This is a genomic window from Geomonas sp. Red32, from assembly GCF_023652955.1.
Taxonomy (GTDB): domain Bacteria; phylum Desulfobacterota; class Desulfuromonadia; order Geobacterales; family Geobacteraceae; genus Geomonas.
Genome location: NZ_JAKLOY010000003.1, coordinates 371,402 through 398,087 on the forward strand (window position 1 = coordinate 371,402; position 26,686 = coordinate 398,087).

Annotated in this window: 23 protein-coding genes; 14 read left to right on the plus strand and 9 right to left on the minus strand. The window is 60.7% G+C overall.

The window, feature by feature from the left end; translation table 11 throughout:
* Nucleotides 1-14: 14 nt before the first annotated feature.
* The 3 genes from L4X63_RS10965 to L4X63_RS10975 are packed head-to-tail and all read right to left on the minus strand — an operon-like array spanning nt 15 to nt 2,937.
* Nucleotides 15-566 carry a hypothetical protein gene (locus tag L4X63_RS10965; protein WP_250678667.1) on the minus strand — a complete coding sequence of 184 codons (552 nt, stop codon included), beginning with the start codon at nt 564-566 and terminating at the stop codon, nt 15-17.
* Between the two features lie 12 nt (nt 567-578).
* Complete coding sequence (locus L4X63_RS10970; protein ID WP_250678668.1) at nt 579-1,679, minus strand: NAD(P)/FAD-dependent oxidoreductase; 1,101 nt, start codon at nt 1,677-1,679, stop codon at nt 579-581.
* Nucleotides 1,666-2,937 carry an SAM-dependent methyltransferase gene (locus tag L4X63_RS10975; RefSeq protein ID WP_250678669.1) on the minus strand — a complete coding sequence of 424 codons (1,272 nt, stop codon included), beginning with the start codon at nt 2,935-2,937 and terminating at the stop codon, nt 1,666-1,668. The genes L4X63_RS10970 and L4X63_RS10975 overlap by 14 nt, the downstream gene beginning before the upstream one ends.
* Nucleotides 2,938-3,360: 423 nt before the next feature.
* On the opposite strand from L4X63_RS10975, the gene L4X63_RS10980 reads away from it, so the two are divergent.
* Nucleotides 3,361-5,445 carry a sensor histidine kinase gene (locus L4X63_RS10980; protein ID WP_250678670.1) on the plus strand — a complete coding sequence of 695 codons (2,085 nt, stop codon included), beginning with the start codon at nt 3,361-3,363 and terminating at the stop codon, nt 5,443-5,445.
* On the plus strand, nt 5,442-6,146 hold the full coding sequence (locus tag L4X63_RS23875; RefSeq protein ID WP_250678671.1) for a response regulator transcription factor: 705 nt from the start codon (nt 5,442-5,444) through the stop codon (nt 6,144-6,146). The genes L4X63_RS10980 and L4X63_RS23875 overlap by 4 nt, the downstream gene beginning before the upstream one ends.
* Nucleotides 6,147-6,305: 159 nt before the next feature.
* Here the strand turns inward: L4X63_RS23875 and L4X63_RS23880 are convergent, their stop codons facing one another.
* Nucleotides 6,306-6,512 (minus strand): ParB N-terminal domain-containing protein, encoded by a 207-nt coding sequence (locus L4X63_RS23880; RefSeq protein ID WP_350339185.1) that lies wholly within the window; start codon nt 6,510-6,512, stop codon nt 6,306-6,308.
* Nucleotides 6,513-6,693: 181 nt separating this feature from the next.
* Here L4X63_RS23880 and L4X63_RS10990 point away from each other — a divergent pair, with 181 nt between their 5' ends.
* From L4X63_RS10990 to L4X63_RS11035, 10 genes are all read left to right on the plus strand, one after another.
* Nucleotides 6,694-6,843, plus strand: a complete 150-nt coding sequence (locus tag L4X63_RS10990) for a hypothetical protein (protein ID WP_250678672.1) — start codon at nt 6,694-6,696, stop codon at nt 6,841-6,843.
* Nucleotides 6,844-7,034: 191 nt separating this feature from the next.
* Entirely contained in the window at nt 7,035-7,394 is a 360-nt protein-coding gene (locus L4X63_RS10995; protein ID WP_250678673.1) for a hypothetical protein, read from the plus strand.
* An 837-nt stretch (nt 7,395-8,231) separates the two neighbouring features.
* Complete coding sequence (locus tag L4X63_RS11000) at nt 8,232-8,675, plus strand: VIT1/CCC1 transporter family protein (protein WP_250678674.1); 444 nt, start codon at nt 8,232-8,234, stop codon at nt 8,673-8,675.
* A gap of 721 nt (nt 8,676-9,396) precedes the next feature.
* Nucleotides 9,397-9,900 carry a DUF4259 domain-containing protein gene (locus L4X63_RS11005; RefSeq protein ID WP_250678675.1) on the plus strand — a complete coding sequence of 168 codons (504 nt, stop codon included), beginning with the start codon at nt 9,397-9,399 and terminating at the stop codon, nt 9,898-9,900.
* 308 nt (nt 9,901-10,208) lie between these two features.
* On the plus strand, nt 10,209-11,135 hold the full coding sequence (locus tag L4X63_RS11010) for an abortive infection family protein (RefSeq protein ID WP_250678676.1): 927 nt from the start codon (nt 10,209-10,211) through the stop codon (nt 11,133-11,135).
* Nucleotides 11,136-11,334: 199 nt separating this feature from the next.
* The gene (locus tag L4X63_RS11015) at nt 11,335-12,096 is read left to right on the plus strand and encodes an HNH endonuclease (RefSeq protein WP_350339187.1); all 762 of its coding nucleotides are present in this window, start codon (nt 11,335-11,337) and stop codon (nt 12,094-12,096) included.
* Between the two features lie 157 nt (nt 12,097-12,253).
* On the plus strand, nt 12,254-12,805 hold the full coding sequence (locus tag L4X63_RS11020) for a dihydrofolate reductase family protein (RefSeq protein WP_250678678.1): 552 nt from the start codon (nt 12,254-12,256) through the stop codon (nt 12,803-12,805).
* A gap of 152 nt (nt 12,806-12,957) precedes the next feature.
* The gene (locus tag L4X63_RS11025) at nt 12,958-13,284 is read left to right on the plus strand and encodes a putative signal transducing protein (protein ID WP_250678679.1); all 327 of its coding nucleotides are present in this window, start codon (nt 12,958-12,960) and stop codon (nt 13,282-13,284) included.
* Nucleotides 13,285-13,471: 187 nt separating this feature from the next.
* Entirely contained in the window at nt 13,472-13,924 is a 453-nt protein-coding gene (locus L4X63_RS11030; protein ID WP_250678680.1) for an Xre family toxin-antitoxin system antitoxin, read from the plus strand.
* Nucleotides 13,924-14,388, plus strand: a complete 465-nt coding sequence (locus L4X63_RS11035) for an RES family NAD+ phosphorylase (RefSeq protein WP_284694582.1) — start codon at nt 13,924-13,926, stop codon at nt 14,386-14,388. Before L4X63_RS11030 ends, L4X63_RS11035 begins: the two co-directional genes overlap by 1 nt.
* 94 nt (nt 14,389-14,482) lie before the next feature.
* Here the strand turns inward: L4X63_RS11035 and L4X63_RS11040 are convergent, their stop codons facing one another.
* From L4X63_RS11040 to L4X63_RS11060, 5 genes are all read right to left on the minus strand, one after another.
* On the minus strand, nt 14,483-14,965 hold the full coding sequence (locus L4X63_RS11040) for a HyaD/HybD family hydrogenase maturation endopeptidase (RefSeq protein WP_250678682.1): 483 nt from the start codon (nt 14,963-14,965) through the stop codon (nt 14,483-14,485).
* Nucleotides 14,962-16,671 (minus strand): nickel-dependent hydrogenase large subunit, encoded by a 1,710-nt coding sequence (locus L4X63_RS11045; RefSeq protein WP_250678683.1) that lies wholly within the window; start codon nt 16,669-16,671, stop codon nt 14,962-14,964. The genes L4X63_RS11040 and L4X63_RS11045 overlap by 4 nt, the downstream gene beginning before the upstream one ends.
* A 199-nt stretch (nt 16,672-16,870) precedes the next feature.
* Nucleotides 16,871-18,073: an NrfD/PsrC family molybdoenzyme membrane anchor subunit gene (gene nrfD / locus L4X63_RS11050; protein ID WP_250678684.1), complete on the minus strand. Its 1,203-nt coding sequence runs from the start codon at nt 18,071-18,073 to the stop codon at nt 16,871-16,873.
* Complete coding sequence (gene hybA / locus L4X63_RS11055; protein WP_250678685.1) at nt 18,066-19,139, minus strand: hydrogenase 2 operon protein HybA; 1,074 nt, start codon at nt 19,137-19,139, stop codon at nt 18,066-18,068. Before hybA ends, nrfD begins: the two co-directional genes overlap by 8 nt.
* Nucleotides 19,140-19,141: 2 nt before the next feature.
* Nucleotides 19,142-20,296 carry a hydrogenase small subunit gene (locus tag L4X63_RS11060; protein ID WP_250678686.1) on the minus strand — a complete coding sequence of 385 codons (1,155 nt, stop codon included), beginning with the start codon at nt 20,294-20,296 and terminating at the stop codon, nt 19,142-19,144.
* Nucleotides 20,297-20,876: 580 nt separating this feature from the next.
* Between L4X63_RS11060 and L4X63_RS11065 the strand changes: the two genes are divergently transcribed.
* On the plus strand, nt 20,877-25,415 hold the full coding sequence (locus L4X63_RS11065; protein WP_250678687.1) for a PAS domain S-box protein: 4,539 nt from the start codon (nt 20,877-20,879) through the stop codon (nt 25,413-25,415).
* Nucleotides 25,412-26,356, plus strand: a complete 945-nt coding sequence (locus L4X63_RS11070; protein WP_250678688.1) for a diguanylate cyclase domain-containing protein — start codon at nt 25,412-25,414, stop codon at nt 26,354-26,356. The genes L4X63_RS11065 and L4X63_RS11070 overlap by 4 nt, the downstream gene beginning before the upstream one ends.
* Nucleotides 26,357-26,686: the final 330 nt, after the last annotated feature.

Below are 26,686 nucleotides of genomic sequence, written 5' to 3' on the forward strand. Positions count from 1 at the left end.
CCAGTTAGGCCACCTCATCGCTTCTTCTCCTTTTCCTTCTCGTGCCTCGTGGGAACCCTGGTTTCCTCGCCGGGGCGGTACCGTTTCCCCTGGTAGTGCTCCTTATCCTTAAAGTACTTTTTGAATTCCCTGTTTCTCAGCTCGTGAATTTTGGAGAGGCTTTGCCTGCGGATCTCGGGGGGGAGGCGGCTGGCCGGGGTGGCGAGCCAGGGCCCTTGCCAGGAGCGGGCGCGGTACCAGGTCCCGCCGGTCAGCAGGTAGTATTCCTTCGGGAGGTAGAAGAGCTCGTAAGGGACCGCCACCGCCACCCCGAACCCGAGGCCGGGAGGGAAAAGGAACTCGGGGGGCTCACGGAGGGTGATCGGCTGTTCCGGGTGCTTGGCTTGCGTTTCCGGAAGGGGAGCCGGCGGAGGCGGTGCGGGCTGGGGCGGCGGCGCATCCACCGCATGTTTCTTATAGTAATCGTCGTAGCTTTGATAGGGATAGTAGGTGCCGCCGGCGTGCAGCGGCAGGGGAAGGGCCAGGGTCAAGGCGGCAGCGGCGGCGAAGCGGGCCAGGTTTTTCATCGCACCCCCGGGTTAGGTCTCGTCTGCGTGCAGGAACCAATGGTCCAGGACCAGGTGGCGGGTCAGCCAGCCGTTGGACAGGATGGCGGCCGCCGCCAGTTTCCTGAGGGTGGCCGGTGCCGAAGGGGCGTCCGCGCGGTGGGCCCCGAAGCGCTTTTTGAGCGAGTCCCGGTACGGCTCCAGCCGCTCCCGGCGGTAGTCGCCGGCCGCCTCCAGGATGGTGCGGGCTGCCATCCTCCCGCTCTCCACCGCCGGCAGGATCCCCTCTCCGCTTTGGGGCGAGGAGACCCCGGCGGCGTCTCCGACCAGGAGGGCACCGTCGGCCACCACGTCGCGTCCTCCCGTCCTGCGGTAGGGGAGATAGGCATGCCCCTTGAGATGGGGAGTCAGGTCGAGCGGGATGTCCCCCCGCAGCTGCAGGTGCGCGCAGAAGTCCTGGGTCTGGACCCGCACGCCGCTGCCGGGATAGATCCCGAACCCCACGTTGAGGTAGCACCCCTTGCGGAAGAGCCATCCGTAGCCGGACAGGTCGGGGGTGAAATGGAGCTCCACGCAGCCGGGGGGAAGAAACGATACCGAGAGCTCCCTTTCGGGGAGCCGGAACTCCGCTACCATGGCGAGGATGGCCGATTCCCGGCCCGGTGCCGCTCCCATGAAGGCCGCCACCGGACAGTGATGACCTCCCGCCCCGACGATGACGGCCGCCTCGATGCGGTCGTTGATGAGCCAGCCGTTCGCCGTCCTGACGATCTTGGCCGCCGCTTCCCCGAGCAGGGTGGGGCAGCCGGCGGCCTGCAGCAGGTAGTGATCGAACTCGCTGCGCAGGATGCCGTAACTGACCGTGTGGGCAAAATCGGTCACCACCTCGTCGCGGTACATGAGGCCGGTCCGAAACTCGCGGATCGGCTGCAGGAGCCGTTCGCTGCCGTAGACGGCGGGATCGATCCCCAGCAGGGCCAGCACCTCGGGCGTGATCCATCCCGCACACGGCTTGTCGCGGGGGAAACGCTCCCGGTCCATGACCAGCACCGGCACCCCCTCGCTGGCGAGGAAGCGGGCGCAGCTGGAGCCGGCCGGCCCCCCTCCGATGACGAGGACCTCACAGCGCTGCATCGTTACCACCGCAATTGGCGAGATGATCGCGGGTCCAGGGGACCCGGTTGTTGCCGCGCCGGGTGAAAAGGAGCTGGAAGAGCTGCAAGGATCCGGTGGTGAACCCGGCGATGGAGCCCGAGAGGTAGAGCCGCCAGGCACGGACGAAACTCTCGTCGAAGAGCGCGGCGACCTGCTCTTCGTGCCGCTCGAAGCGCTCCAGCCAGTGCTCGAGGGTGCGGGCGTAGTGCAGCCGGAGGTTCTCGACGTCGATCACCGAGAATCCCGACGGCTCGAAGATGTCCATCATCTCCCGTATGGTCGGGGGATAGCTCCCGGGAAAGATCCTCTTGTCGATCCAGTCGGTCATCGGCTCCGGCACGTCCTGGCCGATGGAGTGGATGAGGCCGAAGCCGCGGCCGGTGAGGGTGCGGTCGATCACCTGGCCGAGGCTGCGGTAGTTGGTGGGGCCGACGTGCTCGAGCATGCCGACCGAGAGGAATACGTCGCATTCCCCGGTGATGTTGCGGTAATCGTCCTCGATGTATTCGACCCCCTCGATCCCCTCGATCCCCTCCTTTTCCGCCTGCTTCCGGGCATAGGCGACCTGCTCCCTGGAGATATTGAAGGCCCTCACCCGGGCGCCGTAGTGCTTGGCGAGGTAGCGGGCGAGCCCTCCCCAGCCGCATCCCGCCTCGATCACCCGTTCCCCGCCGCGAAGGCCCACCTTGCGGCAGATGAGCTCCATCTTGGCGCGCTGGGCCGCCTCCAGGGAAAGCCCGGGGCGCGGGAAATAGGCGCAGGTGTAGAGCATCTCGTCGTCCAGCCAGAGCCGGTAGAATTCGTTCCCCAGGTCGTAGTGGTGGTGGATGTTGTCGCGGGACTGGGAGAGCGAGTTGATGGTCCCGCGCTGGCGGCGGCCGGTGGAACGGCGGCGCACGTCGCCGGGGCGGGATGCCGCGCGGTTGACCGCCTCCAGGAAGGGGACCAGGCCACCCTCGACCTCTATGTTTCCTGCCGCGTAGTCATCCCCGAAGTAGAGGGTGGGGTTGAGCATGAGCCTGAACAGCGTCCAGCGGTTGTTGACGACCAGGCGGGGGCCGGAACCGGTGACGATCTCCCCGTCGTCCCACAAGGCGGCCCTGATGGCCGGCTGACCCATTCCCCGTAGCAGCGCCTTCAGGAGCCAGCGGTCCCATTCCATTACCGGTCCCGAACTGCGGCTCCTGGTCGAGAAGAGAGATGGGGGGCAGACACCGCAAACCTTCGAAACGTCCATAATGGCCCTCGTGTCCTTGTCCCGCAGGGGGGGGCAGGCTGTGCCGGAGCGGATTCCGGCGGGAAATCCGTGGCATGAACGCACAGATAGATTCCCGCGGCTGGCGGTTTCCGCAGCCCGGTAAAATCAGGGGTTGTCATAGCTTGTTGAGAGTATGCTAATTATTTTGTTTTTAAATTGGCAAATGTCAAGCCGCACGTCTCCATTCTCCGCACGCGAGCTGACCGCCTTCCTTGCCGATAATCACTCTCACGTTGTCCTATGACAGTGGCGATCCCGGTATCGATCAGGGAACGGAGCTGCTTTTGCCGCTCCTTCCGCGGGAGGACAAAAGCCCGGACCGCACACTCATTGGCTGTCGGCGGTTGTCAGTCGATGCATCCTGTGCTATGTTCCGCCGAACTTCACCACTAAGGCCAATGCATGTCTCTGTCAGGTCACCAGCCGAATTCCTTCGCGAGATTCAGAAACGGTTCCCGCTGCTACTTCCGGCTGTCTCTCCTGTGCCTTTTCTGTCTTTGCCTCGCTCTTCTCGCACCTCTGAATGCCCATGGCTTTTCGCCCCCCCGTTTCCCGCTGACGGCTTCCCCTTCCGATACCGTTTCCCTCGCCGGGCATCTCGAGGCGGTCACCGACCCGGCGGGGCGGCTCACCCTGGCCGATGTGCTAAGCGACGCCACCACCCGGCGCTTCCGCCCCGAGCCCGGGTTCCTCAACCGGGGATACACCGACGAGACCAGCTGGGTCCGCTTCGCCATCTCCCCGGGGAGCTCCGGGCAAAGCGACTGGATGCTCTATCTCGGCCCCGCCTTCCTCGACCACCTCACCGTCTACGTGCAGGAAGGGGCCGACCCCGCGCTTCCCTCTTCCTACCGCGAAGAGCTGCTGGGGGACCACCACCCCGCGGCGGGGCGCCAGGTGGTACACTCCGGCTTCGTGGTGCCGCTCAGGCTTGCCGGCGGCACGCCGCGGATGGTCTACCTCCGGATCCGGACCACCAGCAGTCACAACCTGAAGGGATGGGTCTGCTCCCCGCAAAGGTTTCTCACCTGGTCGGACCGCAACGCCCTCTTCAACGGCGCCTTCTTCGGGATCTCGGTGGTGATGTCGCTCATCAACGCCATCTACGGCTTGAGGCTGCGCAAGCCGCTCTACGGCTATTACGCCTGCTTTTTGCTGGCGGTCTCCAGCAGCTATCTCGGCGTCGAGGGGCTGCTCCCCTTGCTGTGGCCGGGCGGCGCCCACCTGGTCGCCGACTATCTCACCGGCTACGGGCTGGGGCTCGCCTTCAGTTTCTTTGCCCTCTTCGCCGGCCGCCTCTTCGATACCAGGGTGAATCGCCCCCTCACCCATGCCTACTTCCGTTTTACGGTGGTGCTGGGGCTCGCTACCATCCCGGCGGTTCCCCTCGAGTGGTACAACCGGCTCGCTCCGGTGGTGATCGGCAACGGCCTCTTCTTCATCGGCTACCTCAACTGGCTGGCCGTCGGCCTTTGCCGCAAGAGGGTGGTGGAGGGAGCGCTTTTCCTCACCGCCTTCCTCGCCTCCAGCATCGGCGCGGTGACCGTACTGCTCCGCCTGGTCGGCCTGGTGCCGGTCAACTGGTTCACCATCTATTCGCTGGAAGTGGGCGCCGTGGTGAGCATGGTGCTGATGACCCTGGCCCTGGTGGAGCGGGTGAGGGCGGCGGAGGAGAAGGCGCTTACCGCCAGCCGCCAGGCCGAGCAGCGTGCCGCTGAACTCGCCAAGGATATGACCGTGGAGCTGGTCAGGAAGGGGAGGGAGCTGGAGATCGCCCTGGAGATGGAGCGGGAGGCCTCCCAGTGCCAGTCCCGCTTCGTCGACATGATCTCCCACGAGTACCGGACCCCGCTTGCCATCATCCGGGCCAACCTGGACATCATGGAGATGCTGTCGGCGGATACCGGTTCCCCCTTTTCCCGCAACCTCGTCAAGATGAAGCGCGCCGTCGCCAGGCTCATCGAGGTGCTGGAGGTCTCGCTGGGGCGCGGGCAGAGCGGTACCGTAGGGCGCGACCCCGGCCACGAGAGCATACCGGTGGAGTCGTTCGTCCCGGCCCTGGTGACCGAGATGGGGGAGCTTTGGGGGGAGGGGAGGATCGTCCTGGAGAAGGTCGAGGGGGGCGGGCGGCTGACCGGCGATCCCCTGTTGATCAAGACCGCCATCCTCAACCTGGTGGACAACGCCCTGAAGTATTCTCCCGACCGGGAACCGGTGCGGATCTCGCTCCGGTGCCAGGGAGGGGAGGCCACCTTGCGGGTGACCGACCGGGGACGGGGGATCGCCGCCGAGGAGTTGGAACGGGTCTTCGAGCGCCATTACCGGGGAGCAGGCAGCGCAGACGTCACCGGCGCCGGTGTGGGGCTCAGCCTGGTGCTCAGGATCGTCGAACAGTACGGGGGGAGCGTGTCGCTCGACAGTCCCCCCGAAGGTGGAACGGTGGCCACCGTGCGGCTGCCGGTAGAAAGCGTGGAGGTTTTTGGGTGAGGAAGTACAAGGGACGGGTGATCGTCGTGGAGGACAACGGGGACCTGCGGGACAGCCTGGTGGAGTGCCTGGAAATGCTGGGCCACGAGGTGACCGGGGTGGGGAGCGCGCTGGAATTCTACCGCGAGCTGGCGGAAAACGCGTACACCATTGCGGTGGTGGACCTGGGGCTCCCGGACCGCTGCGGCCTGGAGCTGGTGGAGCATATACGGAAGAGCAGCGCGATGGGGGTCATCATCCTTACCGCCCGTACCGGCACCGAGGACCGGGTCCGCGGCTACAACAGCGGGGCCGATCTCTACATGCTGAAGCCGGTCGACTGCCGGGAGCTTTCCGGGGCGATCAACAACCTTTCCATCCGGCTGGGGCACGGCCTGCAGGCGGAGCCCGACGAAAAGCAGCCGTGGCGTCTCGTGCGGGAACATTGGCAACTGGTGGCACCGGGAGGTTCCGCGATCGGCCTGACCGGGAAGGAGATGAAGTTCATCGCCTGCCTGGCCGATGCCCCGGGCGAGCCGGTGGCCAGGGAGCGTATCCTCGCGGCGCTCGGCTACCGGGACGACCAGTACGCGAGCCGCGCCCTCGATTCGCTGGTCCGCAGACTGAGACGCAAGATCGAGGAGGAGGCCCATCTCCCCTCGCCGTTGAAAACCGTCCATGGCGTCGGCTACTGCTTCGCCGCAAGCCTCGGCGCCGCCTGAGAAGGGCAGGGGGGAGGCTGGCTCCGTCAGGTGCCTGTCCCCCTCTCCGCCGCTACTCCCCCATCCGCCGCACTACTCCCCCGGCCCCGCTACTCCCGACCTGCCGCTACTCCCCACCTGCCGCTACTCCCCACCTGCCGCTCCCGCAATCCGGCTCTCCTATTTTTCACCCCTTAGAAATTCCTCCATTACCCCATGAGCGGTGATGGATTGGGCAAGGTTCGCCAATGCCTCCTCGTCGAAGTGTGTCCGCATCTGGTTGGGGTTCGGGTGGATGAGGGAGAGGGGGAAAAAGACACTTTTTCCAGAACCCGGAATGAAATGCCTTAACCGGTTGGAATCGCACAGGATTACCCGAAATATCATCACCTCTCGCCGATGTGCCGTCGGAGCGGGAGCACATGGTGGGATAACGGATATTTACCCGGAATTGCAGCGTAATTTGTTGTCGGCAAGAGGTCGGCATGTCCATGCTCGGCCCCGTCCAGGACGGTCAAAACGGGTACAGCTTTCAGTTGCCTGCGAGGGGGGCTGGTAGACTTCCGGCATGCCTACCCTCGCTCGCCTAGACCAGGTCGAACTTCTCCAGCACGTCATCGTCAAAGCCGTCCCGGGCCAACTGCTCTTCGAGGACGATACCGACCGTGACCTCTTCCTCAGGGCGCTGGAACCTCTCCTCATTCCCCCTCCCGATTAAGCTGATTAGTCATCATCTTCCGCTAAGCTCTTGCCGGCTCACCCCCCTTTGATCATCGCTAATCAGGTTAATTAATCGTTTTGACAACAAAGATTAATCTCTATATAGTCCTTTTCACCTAACCTTAGCCCGCTCGCTTAGCCGCCCCGACGAGGGGCGATAGGCGGGTCCGCAACCGCGAAGGAGAGCCAATGCTTAAAAATATGAAAGCGTATGGGCATCTGAAACCGGGGCAAAGAGGGACAAAGAGGTTGGTGACGAAGTTTGGATCAGCGCTCCTTTGCGTGCGGTACCGCTACGATGAGCAGACGGATGAAAACGTGACGACGGCTGAAATCGTGGTTGAACGGAGGCCGCGGAAACGTACGTTTCGCCATCACGATACCGATATAGTTCAGGTAGCCGTCGCCTTCACCGAGAAGAACCTGCGTGACAAATTAAAAGCCGCCGGAGGGCGTTGGGCCCCGGAGCGCAAGGTATGGCAGGTACAGTTTGGCGAGATAAAGTCCGATCCCGACCTGACGTCACGAATCATACAAGAATCAGAGTGAGTTGACGTCTCACCCGACTTACCTATATAAGTGACCACGCAGTCACCAATATACGATGCAAGTAACCGATATAGGTGACAAGTCACCTATATACGGATACTGATCAACATATTGTTGGATAGGATGAAGAATGAGTCCAAGTCAAGTGACCTAGCCACAAAAAGGCAAAAAATACGCAAAAAAGATCGAAATCCTGTGGGTTAACGGCAAGGACCGATCAGGTTCCAGCCGAAAAATGAAATGGACACAGTGAATGTCCGGCCAACATGAAACGAACAAGATCCGAAGATGAGGCTAGCCCTTAACCTACAGCAGAGTCAGCGAGTCGATCTTATAGTCATAAGCCGATGATAAGGAAGTTTAAATGACAAGCACAATGTATGCGGGTATCTTTTGCATAGCGTTTACATTTTTCGGAATAATACTCTTTGTACTAGCTCGATGGTCTCGACGTCAAAATACCCAGTTGCAAGCATCTGGAAAGGATGATCGAGAGGGTGCCTTAAAGGAGGCAGCCTCCAGCGGTCAGCCACCTGATATGAAAATATTGTATTGCGGCTCAATGTCCAAACCGGTTGCCTTCGTGGGCAAATTACTGGCATTAATTGCTATTATCATGTTTGCTATATTCATAGTTTATGCGGCTCTTCTCAGTAAGAAGCTCTTTTTTTAGGAAGTGAACGGAAGACGACGGGGCCAGCTATTGATGTAGTGGTAACTTGGAAGATAAGAGCCCAACAAAATGGGTGGACGCGGTCTCGCGGTAGGTAATAGCGGAAGAGAGCTGAAGATAGTTGAGCGCTTCGCCGGTCACCCAAACGTTGGAAGAGAAGAAAAATGATTATTTGCGGAAGTGTTAGATTTACTGAGACAAAAATTGAAGAACTTGATGATGGTCAAGTGATGATCTCAATTCCTAAGAACGAGATATCCTCACTGCAATTATCATACGGCCAAACTGTCGAAAAACCTAAAACACAACTCCTAGCTGGATCATTACTAATTATCATGGGGTTCTTTATCGGGTTGTGGCCACTGCTTGGTTATCTTTCAGAGTCCCATCCCAAAGGTGGCGCATTTGGTGCCATAATTGGATCAGCTTTAACGTTATTTGTATTTGGATTTTATTTGATAAAACCAATTTTCAGTAAAGGCTACTACATACTTATTGTGACTAATCATGGAAGCAGGAAGGTAAATATTGGAAACTGCACTCCAACAGAAGTTGTGACAGCCGGAAAGAACCTTGGATACCAAATCGAGAACGTCTCGAACCCATGACCGATACAGCCCCGAAGGGAGTACGGACCTTTAATGTGACGCGACTTCCAACCAACGGGTAGACACGGTCTCCGCTTGGTGGGTATATGCTTCGGGAGTCGGTAAGAGTAGGAGCGCTCCGCCGGTCACCCTCGCGTTGTACGCGATGAGAATGGACCCCAAAAAGCCAATCAGGACTAAGCAAGACAAACCCAAGGCGGATGAAATCAGCGCCGGCATGGAACTGCGGTCGAACATTGGAAGGTCGGTCGACATGGAAGCATTGAGGAGGCCTCTCGCTTTTAATCATTTCCTCACCGTAGGAAGTTCTATAAGGGTAGGAGCAACAAACCGTACAGGAAGACAAAGATGCTATTGATCAAGGTTATTTACTGGCTGTACCTGGCGGTGTTTGTTGGCCTCCCTGTTTGTGTTGTCATTACTTGCATCCTGTGGAAAAAACGCGCAATCAATTTGTCGCCCGTCAGGTGTCCAAGTTGTGGTTGCCCGATGAAATCTTTTCGGGTACCGAAAAACCTGAGGCAGGCTCTTTGGGGAGGCGGAACATGCTCTTCCTGTGGGAGCGAAATGGACAAGTGGGGCAAGTTGATTGAACGGTAGTCCTGACGATTGAAGATGTTGCCTAAGAGCGGCAACTCTGGATGGGTACCTTGGGACAAAATGGCACAACCAAGCGGGTAGACCAGGACTCCGCGGCCGGTGAAAGCTGGTAGAAGCTGGCATGAGCCAGACGCTCCGCCGGTCACCCCGCGCCGTTGGCAAGGAGAACGAAATGGGAACATGGGGCATGAAAACCTTCGAGAACGACGAGGCGCTCGACTGGGCCAATGATCTCGAAAGCACAAAGGATGAGGTCCTGCTGGAATCCTCGCTGTCGCCGGCCGAAGTCGATAATTACTACCTGGATGCCTCGGATTGTGTCCGCGTGCTCTGTGCGGCTGAAGTCATCGCAGGTGTCGTTGGGCGACCGCGATCTTCCCTACCTGATAACGTATCATTATGGGTTACCAAACACACGAATACGAAAATTAAGCCGTTGGTTCCGTTGGCTATCGCAAAAGTTGAGCGTGTGCTTGCAAAGGATAGCGAACTCGACGAGTTGTGGGCTGAGAATCAGCAGGACTATTCGACATGGCGAAAGGATGTTACTGAATTGCTGGAACTTCTCAAGTCGCTTTCGCAAGATGGAGAGAAACCGCAGCGGCCTTGGTGGCGATTCTGGTGAAACAGACCCGCCTGGGGACGTTGAACGACCGTGATGGGGACCGGTATTGATAAATTGACAACTGTGGCTGTGAAACTCGGCTGATTAGTGCATTGAGCTTGAGGATGTCGATGAATGCTGGTGAGGGCCGATTCAGTCGACGGAAGCAGGTAGAAGGCCGAGATGAGCCAAGAGAGTTGATGAACGGCGATCGCCAACGAGGGAAGGCAGGAGCAGACTCCGCGGATGGTGAGAGTTGATGGAAGCCGATGATAGCTGGGCGCTCCGCTGCTCAGCCAGGTGTTGGCACAAAATAAGGAGAATGAAAAATGGGAGTGATGGACTTATTTTCTAAACGGCAAAAAAGAATTCGGGGACAGGTACCGGATGTGTACCAATATGAAGATATTCCAAACCCTTTGCGAGTTCAGATTGTTCATATTGTCAAGGATGCATTTGGTAAAGACAGGACAGGAAACGATTATCCAGAAAGTGCTTTTAAATTTATCCACGAATCATTGTGTCGTGAATATGGTGTATTCAAGTTACATGAATACCCAGATTCTGACTTCCAAGCAGTGTATGATTACTTTCTAAAATGTAAGGATTATGAGAAGGTTATAGATGTAATTGAATTATCATTTAAAATAATCAATACACATGTTCGTAGTGACGATTACAGGTGGAATTCGATCAGAAAGATAGAGGCTGATGATGCGATTAAAGAGTTAAATTTGCGCTTCAAAGAACATGGAGTTGGTTATCAATTTGAGTCAAATGAGATAATCCGCGTGGACTCTCAGTACCTCCACTCAGAAGCTGTAAAACCGACTTTAGAGTTGCTGGGGAGGGAGGATCGCTTTAAGGGAGCAAACGAGGAGTTTTTAAAAGCTCATGAACATTATCGGCATCAACGTTACAAAGAATGCCTTGTGGACTCGTTAAAAGCGCTGGAGAGCGTGATGAAATCCATTTGCCACAGTCAAAAATGGGCCTATAACCAGAATGACACCGCCAAGAAGCTGATAGACATCTTATTCCAAAAGGAGCTGATACCCGCTTATCTACAGGCTCAGTTTAGTAGCCTCAGAACACTGCTAGAAAGTGGTGTGCCGACTGTCCGCAATAAGCTTGGTGGACATGGACAAGGTGCGGCAACCATAACGGTAACAGAGTCTTTGGCAAGCTATGCATTACACCTTTCCGCCGCAAACATCCTTCTGCTTGCGCGACTGGAAAAGGAAAATTTCTGCTAACATCGCCTTACTTACTCGCTGATTAGGAGCAGTAGGTTGGAGAGGGGCAGAGGGGACGCTGGTAACTTATGTAACTTAAAAATGCGGCAGGCACGGAACAACTGATTCCAACCAATGGGTTGGACCGAACCCGACGGATCAACTTCCGCCGTTGTACGGGAAGGAATAAGAAGTGGCTATAACTGACAAGACGAGAAAGGTGCTTTGGGGACGGTCAGGTAACCTATGCGCGATTTGCCGACAAAGATTGGTCGTTGACGAGACCGAGTTAGATTCTGAGTCTGTTGTGGGCGATGAATGCCACATTATTTCTGGGGCACCAAACGGACCACGTCACGAGCCAACTTTTCCAGCAGATGAGATTGACGACATTTCAAACCTATTGCTGCTCTGCCGAGTCCACCATAAAATGGTCGACGACCAGTTTGAAACGTATTCAGCAGAACTATTACGAAATATCAAGGCAAGCCATGAAAAGTGGGTGGAGTCTAAACTAAAGGGCCAGGAAGAAATTGCACCCGTAAGGATACGACGGTTTAAAAACGAAATACCTACACATCTGCCAGCCGTCACATCTGGAAAAGACTTATTCAATCTGGCCTCAGATTGCCACGGCTCCTACCAGAACTACAGTGATGATCTATCCGACGAAGAAGTGGAAACAGTAGGCGGATTCCTGCAAAATTTACAAGATTGGATCGATATTTGTGGGGATTTACAACCTATCGATAAAGTCAGAGCAACCAAATCAATAGATGACGAAATAAAAGTGTTGAATACTATCGGCTTTGTTGTGTTCGCTGGTATTGAGATTCAGCGAATGGAGGGCGGGGTTGGTAATCCATCAACTTTTAAGGTGTTGCACATTTCGGTCATCAGGAGAACGGACCCAAGTATCATTTCTGTAAATGATGAAACAGGCAATTTAGGGGAAGGCGATGGGACCGGGGCCGGGTGTTAGTAGTGTGATAATTTGAAGAGAATAATTCCAACCAGTCGGGTGGACGCGGTCGGAGCTAGGTAGATGAAAGTTGAAGGGAGTGATGGGAGTTCGAGCCCTCCGCCGGTCACCCAATCGTTGAGCGGTCGGAAATTTGTCACGAGAGGTAATCGGAGTCATGAAAACCCAGTATTACACCGCATCGAGTCTTGATGGATTTATCGCCACTGAGGATGACTCCTTGGAGTGGCTGTTTCCCCTTGCAGATCTGAATGACTCCAGCTACCCCAATTTCATTGATGAGGTTGGCGCGCTGGCCATGGGGTCAGCCACTTACGAGTGGATCCTCCGCAATTCCGATAAGGTTGCGGCCGAGGCCGGATCCGTTTGGCCGTACTCTCAGCCTGTCTGGGTATTCACCAGTCGAGTACTCCCGGTACTAGAAGATTCAGAGATCAGGTTCGTGAAAGGCGATGTGCGCCAGGTTCACCATGAGATGCGCGTGGCCGCGGGGACAAAGAACATCTGGATTGTGGGGGGCGGAGATTTGGCGGGGCAGTTTCATGATGCAGGACTTCTGGATGAACTCATCATCCAAATTGGTTCAGTTACCCTAGGCAGAGGGAAGCAACTGTTTCCGCGCCGAGTTCTGAGTCCAATCCTGCGCCTTATTTCAGTTCGTCAGATGGGGGTCGGCATGGTTGAGCTTCGGTATGAGGTAGGCAAATAGCACCGCCTACCAAATCATTTAGCCGATGCGATGCTACAAGGGTAAGGGTGCGGGACTGGTCATTGAGAATTGATAACTTGGTGAGAAGGGATCGCAACCAGTAAGTTGGAGCGGCGGCCGCGCCGGTCAACTTCCAGCCGTTAGGAGAAATTATGAAAGAAATCTATCGAGATCTAAATTTAACGACCGTACGATACTACAAATCATTATTAGAAGATGAAGGTATCCCAGTCATCTTACGCAACGAGTATACGACAGCATCAGGAATCACAAGTATCCCCATTCCTGAGTTCTACCCGAATATCTCCGTTTTAAATGATGATGACTTCCAGAAGGCGTGGGAGATTCTGAACCAGGCTCAGATAAAGGCAAACAATTCAGATGTCGACATCATTTGCCCTCATTGTGGAGAACCTAACCCTGGCAATTTTGAGATCTGCTATTTATGCAATAAGCCGCTTCCAGAGCAAAGTGCCTAACCCTTCGCTGCAGTGGGACGAAAATTGTTAAGGTCAGCACTTCCATACCCAGAAGCTGTCGTCGCGTTATAGGATGTCCTGGATCAACCGCCGGTAGCGCCGCCGCGATTCAGGTGCCCTGGGGAAGCGGTTGCCATTTGGCGTATTGTGTGCGACAATTTGACGTGCATGCCGGGAGGAGACGATAATGGCTATCCAAAGAGCGGCCACAGCAAGGCCACGACACAACCCGAAAGAAGCCGCCAACGTCTTACATGCTTTGAACCCGTCGGATCCGATGGAGATCATCAAGGCAGTGAGGAGGGGGTTGCCGGGAAGCACCATCAAGTCGGTCGCCGAAGAGTGGCAACTGTCATTGAGTGAGCTCTATCCCCTTTTGCATCTTAAGGCGAGAACGGCGCAGAGACTGATAAACAGCGACAGGCTGGACTCAGATGTATCCGACCGCCTGGTACAAGTCATAAAGCTCCACAACAAGTGTCTTGACGTCTTTCAGGACCGCAACAAGGTGCTGCAATGGCTTAAGACTCCCAATTATTCCCTCGGCGATCAGACTCCTCTGAGCCTTCTCGACACCAGTGAAGGAGTCGAACTGGTCCACGCCGTGCTGATCAAGATCCAATACGGGATCTTCGCCTGATGGAACTCTTCAGGGTCTCATCCAGGGCGTTCGCTATGGATGTCACCGGGGAGGGTGCCCGAATTGCCGGAGGCAGGTGGAATCCCTCCGGCCGTCCTGCACTCTACACCGCCGAACATCCGTCACTTGCCATGCTCGAGATCCTGGCCCACTTGGACAGGTCCTGTGCGCCGCCCGATCTCCAATTGGCGACCATAACGTTACCCGGCAGCTGCACGATCTATTCCCCGTCCCTTGACGACCTACCTTCCGATTGGCAGGCGCGGCCGGCGCCGATGACGACGGTCCGGTTCGGCAAGAAATGGCTGGATGACGGTGTTGCCTCGATCCTGAAGGTCCCGTCGGTGATGACCCCTAACGGCATGGGATGGAATTTTATCCTCAACCCCCTTCACCCCGAGCTGGCTGGCAAAGTGACCGTTTCGCTCCTCGACTGGCCTTTGGACTCACGGGTCCTCCCCTGACCCCCTTTCAACTTTCGTAGCATCCATCGCCGCTTCCTTCTCCCCCAGACTTCTTAGCAGTGTCACGTGCTCGCGATGGTGAGGCGAGCGCCTCTTACGCCGGACGGGGGAGGACCGGTACGCCCATCTGCCAGAGTTCGGCAGCTACCTGCTCGGCGACCGTGGTGACGCTTCTGGCCACCTCCCGGGTCAGTTCCAGCCCCGTCCCTATCGATTGCGGCTCGATCCCGAGGAGGACCACCTTGGCGGGAAGCTCGCCCATCAGCCGGGCGGTGGCCAAGAGGTCCGATATCCCGAGCTGGTGGGGCGATATCTTCTGCTGAAAGAGTGCCGGTACTTCCTCCCCCTCGTAGCGGGAGACCGCCCCGGCGGGGAGGCCTCCCTTGACTACGTCCAGAAGGATAAGGGCATCCCTCCCCGACAGGTAGGAAAGAAGCTCGATGCCGCTGGTCCCCCCGTCCAGAACGTGGACGCCGGGGATGGGGAGGAACCTTCTCCCGAATTCCTCCACCACCCTCACTCCCGCACCCTCGTCCTGGAGAAGCAGGTTCCCTATCCCCATCACCAATACGTTCATTCCGGCACCTCACGCGCGGTGACCGTGATCGCTTCCGGGTGCTCCTTGTCCACGAGGTGAATCGCGCACGCGAGGCAGGGATCGAAGGAGTGAACGGTGCGGAGTACCTCCAGGGGCTTATCGGCCTGCGCGACCGGAGTCCCCCGAAGCGATGCCTCGTACGGCCCCGGCTGGTCCTTGGAGTTCCTCGGGCTCGCGTTCCAGGTGGAAGGAACCACCGCCTGGTAGTTCTTGATCTTCCCGTCTTCGATCACCACCCAGTGGGAGAGTACGCCGCGCGGTGCCTCGTGCATCCCCACGCCGCGGATCTCGCCTTTGGGGAACTCCGGCCTGTTGAAGGTGGCGGTATCCTTGCCGATGTTCTGGACCAGGAGCGTCCACTGTTTCTCCAGGGTCTCGTGCAAAACCGCCGCCCGGATGGCGCGGGCCGCGTGCCGCCCGATGGTGGAGTGGAGCGCGTCGAGGCCGACCCTGCTCCCGGCCAGGGAGCTCACGGTGGAGAGCGCCTTCTCGGCGTGTTTCTTGGTCGGCGCGTGCCCCGCCGCGTAGAGCGCCAGCACGTTGGCCAGGGGCCCCACCTGGGCAGGGGCGCCCCGGAAGGTCGGGGCCTTCACCCACGAGTACTTGCCGCGATCCTGGAAATCGGTGTAGTGCGGCTCCGTCTCCTCCTGCCACGGATGGCGGTCCCAGTCGCCTTGATACCAGGCGTGCTTGATGCTCTCGTTGACCCCCTCGGCGAAATACTTGTCGTGGAAGCCCGTGATCGGCTTGAACTGCCCGAGGGCCGCGTTGGGAAGGTATCCTCCGGGGAGCTCGAAGACGGTCCCCTTGGTGTCGATGGGGAACTCGGGGACGCTCAGGTAGTTCTTTATCCCTGCCCCGTAGCCGGTCCAGTCGCTGTAGAAGGCGCCGATGGCACAGACGTCGGGGAGATAGACGTTGTTGACGAAATCGCCCACCTCGTCGATCAGGCTCTTCACGTACAGAAGCCTTTCCACCGAGAGGGTGGAGGGGCTGTCGGTGTTGATCGGGTTGGCCACCCCGCCGACCGCCAGGTTCTGGATGTGCGGCGTCTTGGAGCCGAGGATGGAGATGATCATGTTGGCGCGCCGCTGCACCTCGAGCGCCTGGAGGTAATGGGTGCAGGCCAGGAGGTTCACCTCCGGGGAGAGCTTCATGGCCGGGTGTCCCCAGTACCCGTTGGCGAAGATGCCCAGCTGCCCGCTGGCCACGAACACCTTGAGCTTTTCCTGCGCCTTGGCGAGCTCCTGGACGCTGTTGAGGTGCCAGGAGGAGAGCCCCTGGCCGAGCGCGGCCGCCTTCTTCGGATCCCCCTTGAGGGCCGAGGTGACGTCCACCCAGTCGAGGGCCGAGAGGTGGTAGAAGTGGACGATATGGTCCTGGATGGCGTGGGCGGCGATCAGCATGTTCCGGATGTACTGGGCGTTTAACGGGATCTCCAGGTTGAGGGCGTTCTCCACCGCGCGCACGGAGGCGATGGCGTGTACGGTGGTGCAGACGCCGCAGATCCTTTGGGTGAAGAGCCACGCCTCGCGCGGGTCGCGCCCCTTGAGGATCACTTCGATGCCGCGCCACATCTGGCCGGAGGCCCAGGCGTCGGTAACCGTCCCGCCGCTTATCTCGCAATCCACCCTCAGATGCCCTTCTATCCTGGTAACCGGGTCGATCGTTATTCTCGTTGACATGGTTTCCCTCCTGCCGACAGTTCCCCCTCCTCTTGAGGGAGGGGGGTAGGGGGTGGGGTACGTTTTCACGCAAGTGCCGAAGCCGGCTTCCCCCCCACCCTGACCCTCCCCCTCAGGTGGGGAGGGAACTCGCCCTTAGCTCTCCCCTCGGGGGGAGCAACACTGCCCTTGCCCCTCTCGTCGGGGAGAGGGCGCCTCTTTAATGGTGCGTCTCCGGGAACAGGTTCAGGTACTTCGCACAGAGCTTGAAGCCGAGGATGGCGAAGGCGATCATCCCCATGGTCAAAAGGAGCTCCATGGCCGACGGGAAGTAGTCGGCCCCCATCCGGTTGGCGTAGCTGGACATCCCGAAGACTCCGACGTTCAGCCGGTTCAGGAGCACCCCCAGCACCACCAGGATGCTGGCGACGAAGATGGTGTCGAGGTTCTTGCGGCTCTCCTTCCGGACGAGAAGCACCACCGGGATCGCCACCCCCACCACGACTTCCAAAAGGTACAGCACCCCGAGTAAGCCGCTGGAGAGGAGGTACCCCACGCCGGGGCCGGTGAAGAGGTGGATGAGCTTCATGACCAGGTAGAGCGATCCCATCATGACCACGCCGCGGGCGAGCCCCTCCAAAACGTCCCGGGGCGGGTTGTGGTTGAACACCTTGCCGGTCAGGATGGTCTCGAAGCAGACCATGGCGAGCCCCATCATGATGGCCGAGACCAGGAACATGTAGGGGATGTAGTGCCCGTACCAAAGCGGCGAGAGCTTGCTCGGGGCGATCAGGTAGACGGCCCCCAGCGAGGACTGGTGCAACAGCGACAGCAGCACCCCGAAGAGGGCGATCCCCACCATGCAGCGGTTCACCCTCCCCATGGCGCGGCTCCACCCGAGCTTTTCGAAGACCATCGGGCTCGACTCGGTGCCGAGCGTGGTGGTGTAGAGGACCACGTGGATGGCGACGATGAACATGATCGAGTTCACCTGCCACATGACGAGCGGATGCCAGATGACGAAGGAGCGCCCGATGTCGAGGCAGATGGACATGGCGGCCAGAAGGTAGCCGAAGAAGGCGTTGAGGATGGCGGCGCGGGCGATGCACTTGTACTTCTTCATGTTGAGGATGTAGACCATGGCGGCGATGATGAATCCCCCGGCGGCCATGGCGACCCCCCCCAGGACGTCGAAGGAGATCCAGAGCCCCCACGGCCAGTAGTCGGTCATGTTGGTGGAGGCCCCGAGGCCAAAGGCGATCCGGTAGACGGCCACCGCGAAGGCGACCACGATCAGGGCGACCAAAAGACGCGTGAACGGGGTGTCCAGCTTGATCCCCAGGTGGCGGCTGTGGCTGTCGTCCAGGAGTCGGTTGATGGTCCCCCCGACCCTGGCCCCGGCGTATCTCGTGAAGTCAATCATGGCGCCCCTCCTTGTCCGAATGGTTCATCCGGCTGGTGATCTGATGGAGCGCGGTCCCCCCGAGGAAGACCCCGAGAAAGACCCAGGGGATCTTGGCGATGTAGGCCCAGGTCAGGTCGGGGAGGGCGGAGGAGGGGATGTCCTTGTTGAAGCCCAGGAGGTCGAAGGAGATCCCGGAGAGCATCAGGTTCTGGGTTCCCCCCGCCTCGGTCAGGCCGTAGACCCGGTCGGCGTAGGCGGCGGAAGGGCGCAGATTGGTGAACGTGGAGCCAAGGGTCTGGATCGGGTACTCATACATGGTCCCCGCCTTCATGGCGAAGCGCCTCTTCGCCTCCTCGCGCAGATCCCTCACCTTGCCGAAGATGGTGGCCCCGGTCGGGCAGGACTCCGCGCAGGCGGCGTACTTCCCCTCCTGGTAGCGGTGGCGGCAGAGCTGGCACTTCCTCACCTCGGGCCAGACCGCCCCCCATTCGTAGCGCGGGACGTTGAACGGGCAGCCGATCTGGCAGTAGCGGCAGCCGATGCAGCGGTACGCCTCGTAGTAGACGGTGCCGTCGTGGGGATCCTTGCGGAAGGCGCCGGCCGGACAGACCGAGACGCAGGCGGGGGTGATGCAGTGGAGGCACTGCTGCTTGAAGAAGGCGTGCCCGTTGACGGCGGCATCCTTCTGCAAGCCGGTGCCGTTTTTGTAGACCTTGATGACGCTCAGCGTGTTGCCGGTCAGATCCTGCGCCGCGTCCCAGACTCCCTCGTTCCCCTTGAGCCCGGAGGTCTCGTAGGGGGGCGTCATCGGGGCGTTCTTCTCGCTCTTCGTGCAGAGGAAGGAATCGGCGACCGCCGGAACCAGCCCCTCCTTGTACAGCGCCCCGCCCGGGACGCTGTTGGCCCTTTTGCAGTTCACCACGCAGGACTTGCAGCCGATGCAGAGCGTCGCGTCGTAGAGAAGGCCTACCGCCTCGGGGGGGAGCTCCTTGGACATCCGGGCCTGGGCGGCGGGCGCACCGGTGGCCAAAAGGACGCCGCTACCCGCGGCCCCCTTCAGGAAATTCCGTCTGCTGATGCTCATGGCTACACCTCCTTGCGGCCGTCACGGTCGGATCCTTCGGAAGGTGTCTCGGGGGGATGCTCGCGGTTCTTGCCGAGCCCGGTCAACAGCGCCGCGCCGGCGGCACCGGCCACGAGCCCCGCGGTCCCGGCGGCCATGGCCTTCAAGTTCCCCGGGACCCCCGGCTTGTTCGGGAAGGCCTCGCCGAAGAAGGTGGGAGGGGTGAAGTCGCGGATGGTGGCGAGCGTATGGAGCGGGGTGGTGAATCCTACCCCCGGCTCCGCGCAGCCGAAGCAGGGATGCCCGGTCCCGACCGGCCAGGCCCCGGCCCCCACGTCGCCGAACTGGACCTGGGGGCAGTTGCAGTGGGTCTCGGGCCCCTTGCAGCCGAGCTTGTAGAGGCAGCCCCCCTGGCGGTGCATCTCGTCGCCGAACTGCATGGCGAAACGCCCGGCGTCGAAGTGGGGGCGCCGCTCGCAGTTCTCGTGGATGAGGCGGGTGTAGGCGAACTTCGGCCGGCCGCGCTCGTCGAGCTCGGGGAGCTTCTTGTAGGTGAGGTAGTAGACCAGGGTGGAGAGGAGGTTATAGGGGGAAGGGGGGCAGCCGGGGATGGTCACCACCTTCTTGCCGGTGAGGATCTCCGGGATCCCCTTGGCCTGGGTCGGGTTCGGTGCGGCGGCCGCCACTCCTCCCCAGGAGGCGCAGGAGCCCATGGCGACGATGGCGGCGGCGTGGGGGGCGGTCTCGTTGAGGATGGAAAGCGCGGTCTTGCCGGCGATCTTGCAGTAGATGCCGTTGTCTTTGGTCGGCACCGCCCCGTCCACCACCAGGATGAAGTTCCCCTGGTTGGCCTTGATCGAGGCCTCCTTGGCCGCCTCCGCCTGATGCCCGGCGGCCGCCGCCAGGGTCTCGGAATAGTCGAGCGAGATGAGATCCAGGAGGAGGTGTTCAAGGGTGGGGTGGTTGGCCCGCAAAAGCGATTCGACGCAGCCGGTACACTCCTGGAAGGATAGCCAGATGACCGGCGGCCGCTTGACGGCGGCGATGGCTTCGGCGATCCGGGCTCCCGCCGTCAGGGGAAGCCCCATACTCACCGCCATCACCGAACAGAACTTCAGAAACTCCCTTCGCGAAACACCTGCTAGCTTCTGCCTGGCATACTCCGACTCTCCTTTCATGCTCCACCTCCTGGGGAAGATTGGCTGACGGACGTCATCGGTTCATCTGACAGACTGACATTATCTGTGTTTAACGCGCATAATTAGCTATAGCTAACTACCGCTTTAGTGAATGTCAATGCTTCTTCATCAAAATAAAATGCGTTCAGTCACGTTCGGGACGCGCTTCAGAGCGTGTGATATATTTGGGAGGTGACATAAAGTTACTTTCTGCGAACAGGTGATGACTGAAAATAAGCGGGTACAGTCAGTGGAAATTTTTTCAGACAGTGTTATTTTTTTATACATGGTCCTTCCTGTGGCCCCTGCCATTGTTGTGTCCTGACCTGGCCTACCGGCGAAAAACTACTTTAATTACGGTGGTCTCTAAATTGCAAACGTCGTTTGTACTAAGTCTGCGGTGTTCCATAATTGTTCCACGGTCAGCGCTTCTTGTGAGCCGCCAGACGGCTCCTGGTGCGGCTCCGCGGGCGGAGGGGTATCCCTGCGCCCACGGTTCGGCCTCCGGATCGCTGTAAAAAAAAATTTGCGGCGGGCATGCCCGGTGTCGGTTTTCCGGCAAAAAGTACGTGAGGGCCTCGTGCCGAAGAAATCACCCACCTCGACATCGTTTTCCTTCCCGATCGGTCTCCGCACCGCTGCGGTGATCCTGGCCCTGATGGTCCTGCCGCTGGCGGCGGTGGAGCTGACCGAGCAGGTCGAACGGGCTCCCCTGCGGGGGATCTTATTCCTCGTCTTCACCGCCATCGTCTGCCTTTACATCTTCCGCGGCTGGCAGCGCCAGTCCGAGGCCAACCGGACCCTGGCCGAGCAGGAGGCGAAGTTCCGCACCATGATGGACTTCACCTACGGCTGGGAGTACTGGCAGGGGCACGACGGGGAAGTGATCTACATGTCCCCCTCCTGCGAGAGGATCACCGGCTACACCGCCGGGGAGTTCGCCGCCGCCCCCCGCCTTTTGACCACCATCGTCCACCCCGACGACCAGGGCGCCCTGGCCCGCCACGCCGCGGCGATCGACAGCGCCGAAGAGTGCTCGGTGGAGTTCCGCATCTTCCGCAAGGACGGCGAGGTCCGCTGGATTTCCCACGGCTGCCGCCAGGTCTGCGACCGGCAGGGGAGGGTGAACGGCCGCCGGGTCAGCAATTACGACATCACCGACCGCAAAAAGCTGGAGCAGGCGCTGGTCGATTCCCAGCAGCAGACCACCGAGATCATCGATTTCCTCCCCGACGCCACCTTCGTGGTCGACCGGGAGATGAAGGTCATCGCCTGGAACCGCGCCATGGAAAAGGTCACCGGCATCCCCAAGGAGGAGATCCTCGGCCAGGGGGACTACGCCTACACCGTCCCCTTCTACGGCGACCGCCGGCCGCAGCTTCTGGACCTGCTCGACCTGGACGACGCCGAGCTCGCCTCCGGCTACCAGAACGTCGTCAAGAAGGGGGAGGTCCTCTACGCCGAAGCCTTCACCCCGGCGGTCTACCACGGCAGGGGTGCCCATTTCTGGGTCTCCGGCGCGCCGCTCTACAATTCGGCCGGGGAGCGCGCCGGTGCCATCGAGGTCTTGCGGGACGTCACCGAGCAGAAAAGGAACGAGGCGGCGCTCGGGGAGAAATCCGCCGAGCTCGACCGCTTCTTCACCCTTTCCCTGGACCTCCTCTGCATCGCCGACCTGAACGGGAATTTCCGGCGCCTGAACGTCTACTGGGAGAGCGTGCTCGGCTACACGGTCGAGGAGCTTTTGGCCACCAATTTCATGGAGTTCGTCCATCCCGACGACCGGGTGATCACCATGAACGCCATGGCCGACCTCTCCCTCAACCGCCCGGTCTTGAACTTCATCAACCGCTACTGCTGCAAGGACGGCTCCTACCGCTGGATCGAGTGGCGCGCCTACCCGTACGGCGAGCTGATCTACGCGGCGGCCCGCGACGTCACCGAGCGGCGGGTGGCCGAGGAGAAACTGATCGCCCGCGAGCGCTTCCTGAGGACCCTGACCGACCACGTGCCGGGGATGGTCGGCTACTGGACCGACGACCTCCACTGCGGGTTCGCCAACATCGGCTACCGCGAATGGTTCGGCAAAAGCCCCCACGAGATGCGGGGGATCCACCTGCGGGAACTCTTGGGAGAGGAGCTCTACCGCAGGAACGAGCCGTACGTGGTGGCGGCGCTTAAGGGGGAGACGGTTCACTTCGAGCGGGCGGTCGTGAAGCCCTCGGGCGAGATCGGCCACACCTGGGCCCACTACATCCCCGACATCGCCGAGGGGGAGGTGCGCGGCTTCTTCGTGCTGATCTCCGACGTGAGCGAGATCAAGAAGGCCGAGATCCAGCTGAGGCAGAACCAGACCCGCCTGGAGAGCCTTTTGGCCATCTCCCAGTACCGCGGCGACGACCCGAGCGAGATCCTCGACCAGGCCCTCAACGAGGCGATCACCCTGACCGCCAGCAAGATCGGCTACGTCTACTACTACAACGAAGAGAGCCGCGAGTTCGTCCTCAACAGCTGGTCCCACGAGGTGATGAACGAGTGCAACGTGAGGGACCCCGCCACCCGCTACCGGCTGGAAGAGACCGGGATCTGGGGGGAGGCGGTCCGCCAGGGGCGCCCCGTCATGATGAACGATTTCCAGGCCTCCCATCCGCTCAAGAAGGGGTACCCGGAAGGGCACATCCACCTCACCCGCTTCCTCACCATCCCGGTCATCACCGGGGAGCGGATCGTGGGGGTGGCGGCGGTGGCCAACAAGGAGAGCGATTACGAGCAGACCGACATCCTGCAGCTCACCCTCCTGATGGACGCCGTCTGGAAGATCGTCGACCGCATCAACGCCGAGAAGGCGCTCCGGGAGGCCAAGGAGGCGGCCGAGCTCGCGAGCCTTGCCAAGAGCGAGTTCCTGGCCAACATGAGCCACGAGATCCGCACCCCGATGAACGCCATCACCGGGATGGCCTACCTGGCCCTGCAGACGAGGCTCACCCCCCAGCAGCGCGACTACCTCACCAAGATCTCCCGCTCCTCCGAGACGCTTCTCGGGATCATCAACGATATTCTCGATTTCTCCAAGGTGGAGGCCGGAAAGCTGACCCTGGAGGAGATCCCCTTCGAGCTCGACGAGGTGATCGGCAACGTCGGGACCCTGGTCGGCCGCAGCGCCGAGGTGAAGGGGGTGGAGGTGCTCCTGTCGCTGCCGGCCGGCCGGCAGCTGGTGCTTTTGGGGGATCCGCTGCGGCTTGGCCAGGTGCTCGGCAACCTCGCCTCCAACGCGGTGAAGTTCACCGAAAAGGGGGAGGTGGTGATCTCCGTGCGGCAGGCGGGGGAGATGGCGGAGGGGAAGATCGCTCTCACGTTCTCGGTGAGCGATACCGGCATCGGCCTCACCGAGGAGCAACGGGCGCGGATCTGCGAGCCGTTCTCCCAGGCCGACAGTTCCATCACCAGGAAGTACGGAGGGACCGGGCTCGGGCTTGCCATCGTCACCCGCCTGCTGTCGCTTATGGGAAGCGAGCTGAAGGTGGAGAGCGAGCCGGGTAACGGGAGCTCCTTCTCCTTCACCCTCACCATGGGGGTGGCCGAGGCGCGTCCGGCGCCGGGAGCCGCGCAGCGCCGCGACCTCTCCGGCAGGCGCGCGCTGGTGGTGGACGACAACGAGGTCTCCCGCAAGATCCTCGCCAACCTCCTCACCTCGTTCTCCTGCCTGGTCTCCGCCGCCGCCTCGGGGGGAGAGGCGATCGCCGAGCTCGGCCGCGCCGCGGAGGCGGGGGAAAAGCCGTACGACCTCGTGATCCTGGACTGGCGGATGCCGGAGATGGACGGGCTGGAGGTCCTCAGGAGGATACGGGGGGAGGCGGCCCTGCCGCAGCCCGCCGCCGCCATCATGGTCACCGCCTTCGGCAACGAGGATCTCAGGCGGGAAGTGACGGCGCTCCCCAAGGCCGCCTTTTTGACCAAGCCGGTGCAGGGACCGGTCCTTTTCGAGACGCTCGGCAAGCTCCTCGGCCTTCCCGAGCAGGCGTTCGACCGGCGTCCGGTCAGGCCGCTTCCGCGGGTGAGACGGGGGAGCCTGCCGGGGACCCGGGTGCTGATCGTGGAGGACAACGTCATCAACCAGCAGGTGGCGCGGGAGATGGTCGAGATGGCGGGGGGCGTGGTGGAGATCGCCGGGGACGGCGCCACCGCGGTCGAGACGGTACGCCAGGGGCAGTTCGACCTCGTGCTGATGGACATCCAGATGCCGGGGCTGGACGGCTACCAGGTAACCAGGACGATCAGGGAGTTTGCCGGTGGCGACGAGCTTCCCATCATCGCCATGACCGCGCACGCCCTGGCCGAGGAACGGGCCAAGTGCCTGGCGGCGGGTATGAACGACCACCTGGCCAAGCCGATCGACCCCCGCGAGCTCACCTCGTTGCTCCTCAAGTGGGCTCCCCGCCGGCGGACGGAAGGGGAGGGGGGGGCGCCCCCCGAGAGACCGGGGAGCGCCATCCTCCCTCCCGAGCTCCCCGGCATCGATGTCCCCTCCGCCCTCGAGCGCCTGGGAGGAAACGCCCGCCTCTTCGCCTCGCTGCTCGAAATGTTCAGCCGCCAGAACGCCAACACGGTTGAGCGGCTTCGGCAGATGGCGGAAACCGGAGACGAGGAGGGGATCCGCTCCCTGGCCCACGCCGTGAAGGGGACCGCCGGCAACATCGGCGCCCTCCGGGTGGCCGAGGCGGCGCGGACCGTCGAACAGGAGCTGGAGAAGGGGAAGGGGAAGCTGGAGGTGGACGCGGTGCTGCTCGAATCGCTCTCCCGCGCGCTGGAGGAGGTGGCCGCCGCGGTCCGCCTGCTGCCGCAGGAGCCAAGCGAAGCGGCCGGTGATGTACCGGGGGACGAGGGGCGGGTGAAGGTCGGGGCGCTCTTCGGCGAGCTGGCAGGGCAGCTAACTCTCAACCGGATGGAGGCCCGCCGGACCTTCGCCTCCTTAAAGGAACTGCTACCTCCCGGGGGGCGGCTCGAGTCCCTCGAACAAAGCCTGCATGCGCTCGATTTCAAGAAGGCCCTCGGAGAGTTGGAAACCCTGGCCCGGGAGCTCAAGATCCGCTACGACAGCGGAGTGAGGGAGGAACCATGATACATCGTCCCGGAGACCGTCCCACCATCCTGGTGGTGGACGACATGCCCGTCAACATCGCCATCCTGACCGAGGCGCTGGAGAACGACTACCACATATGCTTCGCCACCAACGGCCGCGAGGCGCTGGAGCTCGCCGAACGGCTCTTACCGGACCTGATCCTTCTGGACGTCCTGATGCCGGACCTGAGCGGCCTCGAGGTCTGCGAGGAGCTCAAGGAGGATCCCCTCCTGAAGGAGATACCGGTCATCTTCCTCACCGGGCTCTCCGAGCAGGAGCACGAGATCGCCGGCCTCACGGCGGGGGCGGTCGACTACATCACCAAGCCCTTCCACCCCCAGGTGGTCCGCCTCCGGGTCGCCACCCAGCTGGAGCTCAAACGGCTCAGGGAGAAGTACGCCCAGTTGGCCCTCCTGGACGGGCTGACCGGGATCCCCAACCGGCGCGCCTTCGACGACCATCTCCACCGGGAATGGCTCCGCCTGGAACGCTCCAAGGGGGAGCTCTCCCTGCTCCTCATGGACATCGACCACTTCAAGCTCTACAACGATTCCCTCGGGCACCTGGAAGGGGACGAGTGCCTGCGCCAGGTCGCCCATGCGGTCCACGACTCGCTCAGGGGGACCGATTTCGCGGCCCGCTTCGGCGGCGAGGAGTTCGCCTGCGTGCTCCACGGGGCAGGCCATGACGGCGCGGAGGTGACCGCGGAGAGGATCAGAAGCGGCATCCAGGCGCTCGGAATTCCCCACCCCGCCTCTCCGACCGCCCGGGTCATCACGGTCAGTATCGGCGGCGCCACGCTCGTCCCGAGCCGGGAGTACTTCCCGGAACGGCTGGTGAACCTGGCCGACCAGATGCTCTACTGCGCGAAGCAGGCCGGACGCAACCTCGTGAAGCTGATGCCGGAAGGGTTCGCGGCGGGCGAAGGCTGCCCGCGGTAATTTCCCGCCGGTCTCCCCCGAAACCAGCTTTTACCACCTCCCCCCCCCAGTGGACTCTGTGGCGGCCACACCTGCGACTCTGCCAGTCTAATTCCACTTGTAATATATTCAAAAAAGCATATACTGGGGCCGCGTACCGGTTCTGCCAGGGGCACCGGCCCCGGGAGCGGTTGGCCCTTACCGCCTCCCGGCGGGAGGAAATCGGCCGGTACCCAGGGAGGTTCAGGTGAAGATCTTGGTGGCAGTAACCATACTGGTCTGGCTGGCGGTCGCGGCGATCGCCTTCCTCTGCCGTTCCAGCGAGGGTGGGCAGTGCATGTTCAGAAAGAA

What these genes read in the sequence shown, in the direction of transcription:
- L4X63_RS10965 (WP_250678667.1), bottom strand. Translation starts at nt 566, where the DNA reads ATGAAAAACCTGGCCCGCTTCGCCGCCGCTGCCGCCTTGACCCTGGCC.
- L4X63_RS11040 (WP_250678682.1), bottom strand. Translation starts at nt 14,965, where the DNA reads ATGAACGTATTGGTGATGGGGATAGGGAACCTGCTTCTCCAGGACGAG.
- nrfD (WP_250678684.1), bottom strand. Translation starts at nt 18,073, where the DNA reads ATGATTGACTTCACGAGATACGCCGGGGCCAGGGTCGGGGGGACCATC.
- hybA (WP_250678685.1), bottom strand. Translation starts at nt 19,139, where the DNA reads ATGAGCATCAGCAGACGGAATTTCCTGAAGGGGGCCGCGGGTAGCGGC.
- L4X63_RS10970 (WP_250678668.1), bottom strand. Translation starts at nt 1,679, where the DNA reads ATGCAGCGCTGTGAGGTCCTCGTCATCGGAGGGGGGCCGGCCGGCTCC.
- L4X63_RS11020 (WP_250678678.1), top strand. Translation starts at nt 12,254, where the DNA reads ATGAAAACCCAGTATTACACCGCATCGAGTCTTGATGGATTTATCGCC.
- L4X63_RS10975 (WP_250678669.1), bottom strand. Translation starts at nt 2,937, where the DNA reads ATGGACGTTTCGAAGGTTTGCGGTGTCTGCCCCCCATCTCTCTTCTCG.
- L4X63_RS23880 (WP_350339185.1), bottom strand. Translation starts at nt 6,512, where the DNA reads ATGATATTTCGGGTAATCCTGTGCGATTCCAACCGGTTAAGGCATTTC.
- L4X63_RS11005 (WP_250678675.1), top strand. Translation starts at nt 9,397, where the DNA reads ATGAGCCAGACGCTCCGCCGGTCACCCCGCGCCGTTGGCAAGGAGAAC.
- L4X63_RS11000 (WP_250678674.1), top strand. Translation starts at nt 8,232, where the DNA reads ATGATTATTTGCGGAAGTGTTAGATTTACTGAGACAAAAATTGAAGAA.
- L4X63_RS10990 (WP_250678672.1), top strand. Translation starts at nt 6,694, where the DNA reads ATGCCTACCCTCGCTCGCCTAGACCAGGTCGAACTTCTCCAGCACGTC.
- L4X63_RS11010 (WP_250678676.1), top strand. Translation starts at nt 10,209, where the DNA reads ATGGGAGTGATGGACTTATTTTCTAAACGGCAAAAAAGAATTCGGGGA.
- L4X63_RS10995 (WP_250678673.1), top strand. Translation starts at nt 7,035, where the DNA reads ATGCTTAAAAATATGAAAGCGTATGGGCATCTGAAACCGGGGCAAAGA.
- L4X63_RS11045 (WP_250678683.1), bottom strand. Translation starts at nt 16,671, where the DNA reads ATGTCAACGAGAATAACGATCGACCCGGTTACCAGGATAGAAGGGCAT.
- L4X63_RS11030 (WP_250678680.1), top strand. Translation starts at nt 13,472, where the DNA reads ATGGCTATCCAAAGAGCGGCCACAGCAAGGCCACGACACAACCCGAAA.
- L4X63_RS11025 (WP_250678679.1), top strand. Translation starts at nt 12,958, where the DNA reads ATGAAAGAAATCTATCGAGATCTAAATTTAACGACCGTACGATACTAC.
- L4X63_RS11035 (WP_284694582.1), top strand. Translation starts at nt 13,924, where the DNA reads ATGGAACTCTTCAGGGTCTCATCCAGGGCGTTCGCTATGGATGTCACC.
- L4X63_RS10980 (WP_250678670.1), top strand. Translation starts at nt 3,361, where the DNA reads ATGTCTCTGTCAGGTCACCAGCCGAATTCCTTCGCGAGATTCAGAAAC.
- L4X63_RS11060 (WP_250678686.1), bottom strand. Translation starts at nt 20,296, where the DNA reads ATGAAAGGAGAGTCGGAGTATGCCAGGCAGAAGCTAGCAGGTGTTTCG.
- L4X63_RS11070 (WP_250678688.1), top strand. Translation starts at nt 25,412, where the DNA reads ATGATACATCGTCCCGGAGACCGTCCCACCATCCTGGTGGTGGACGAC.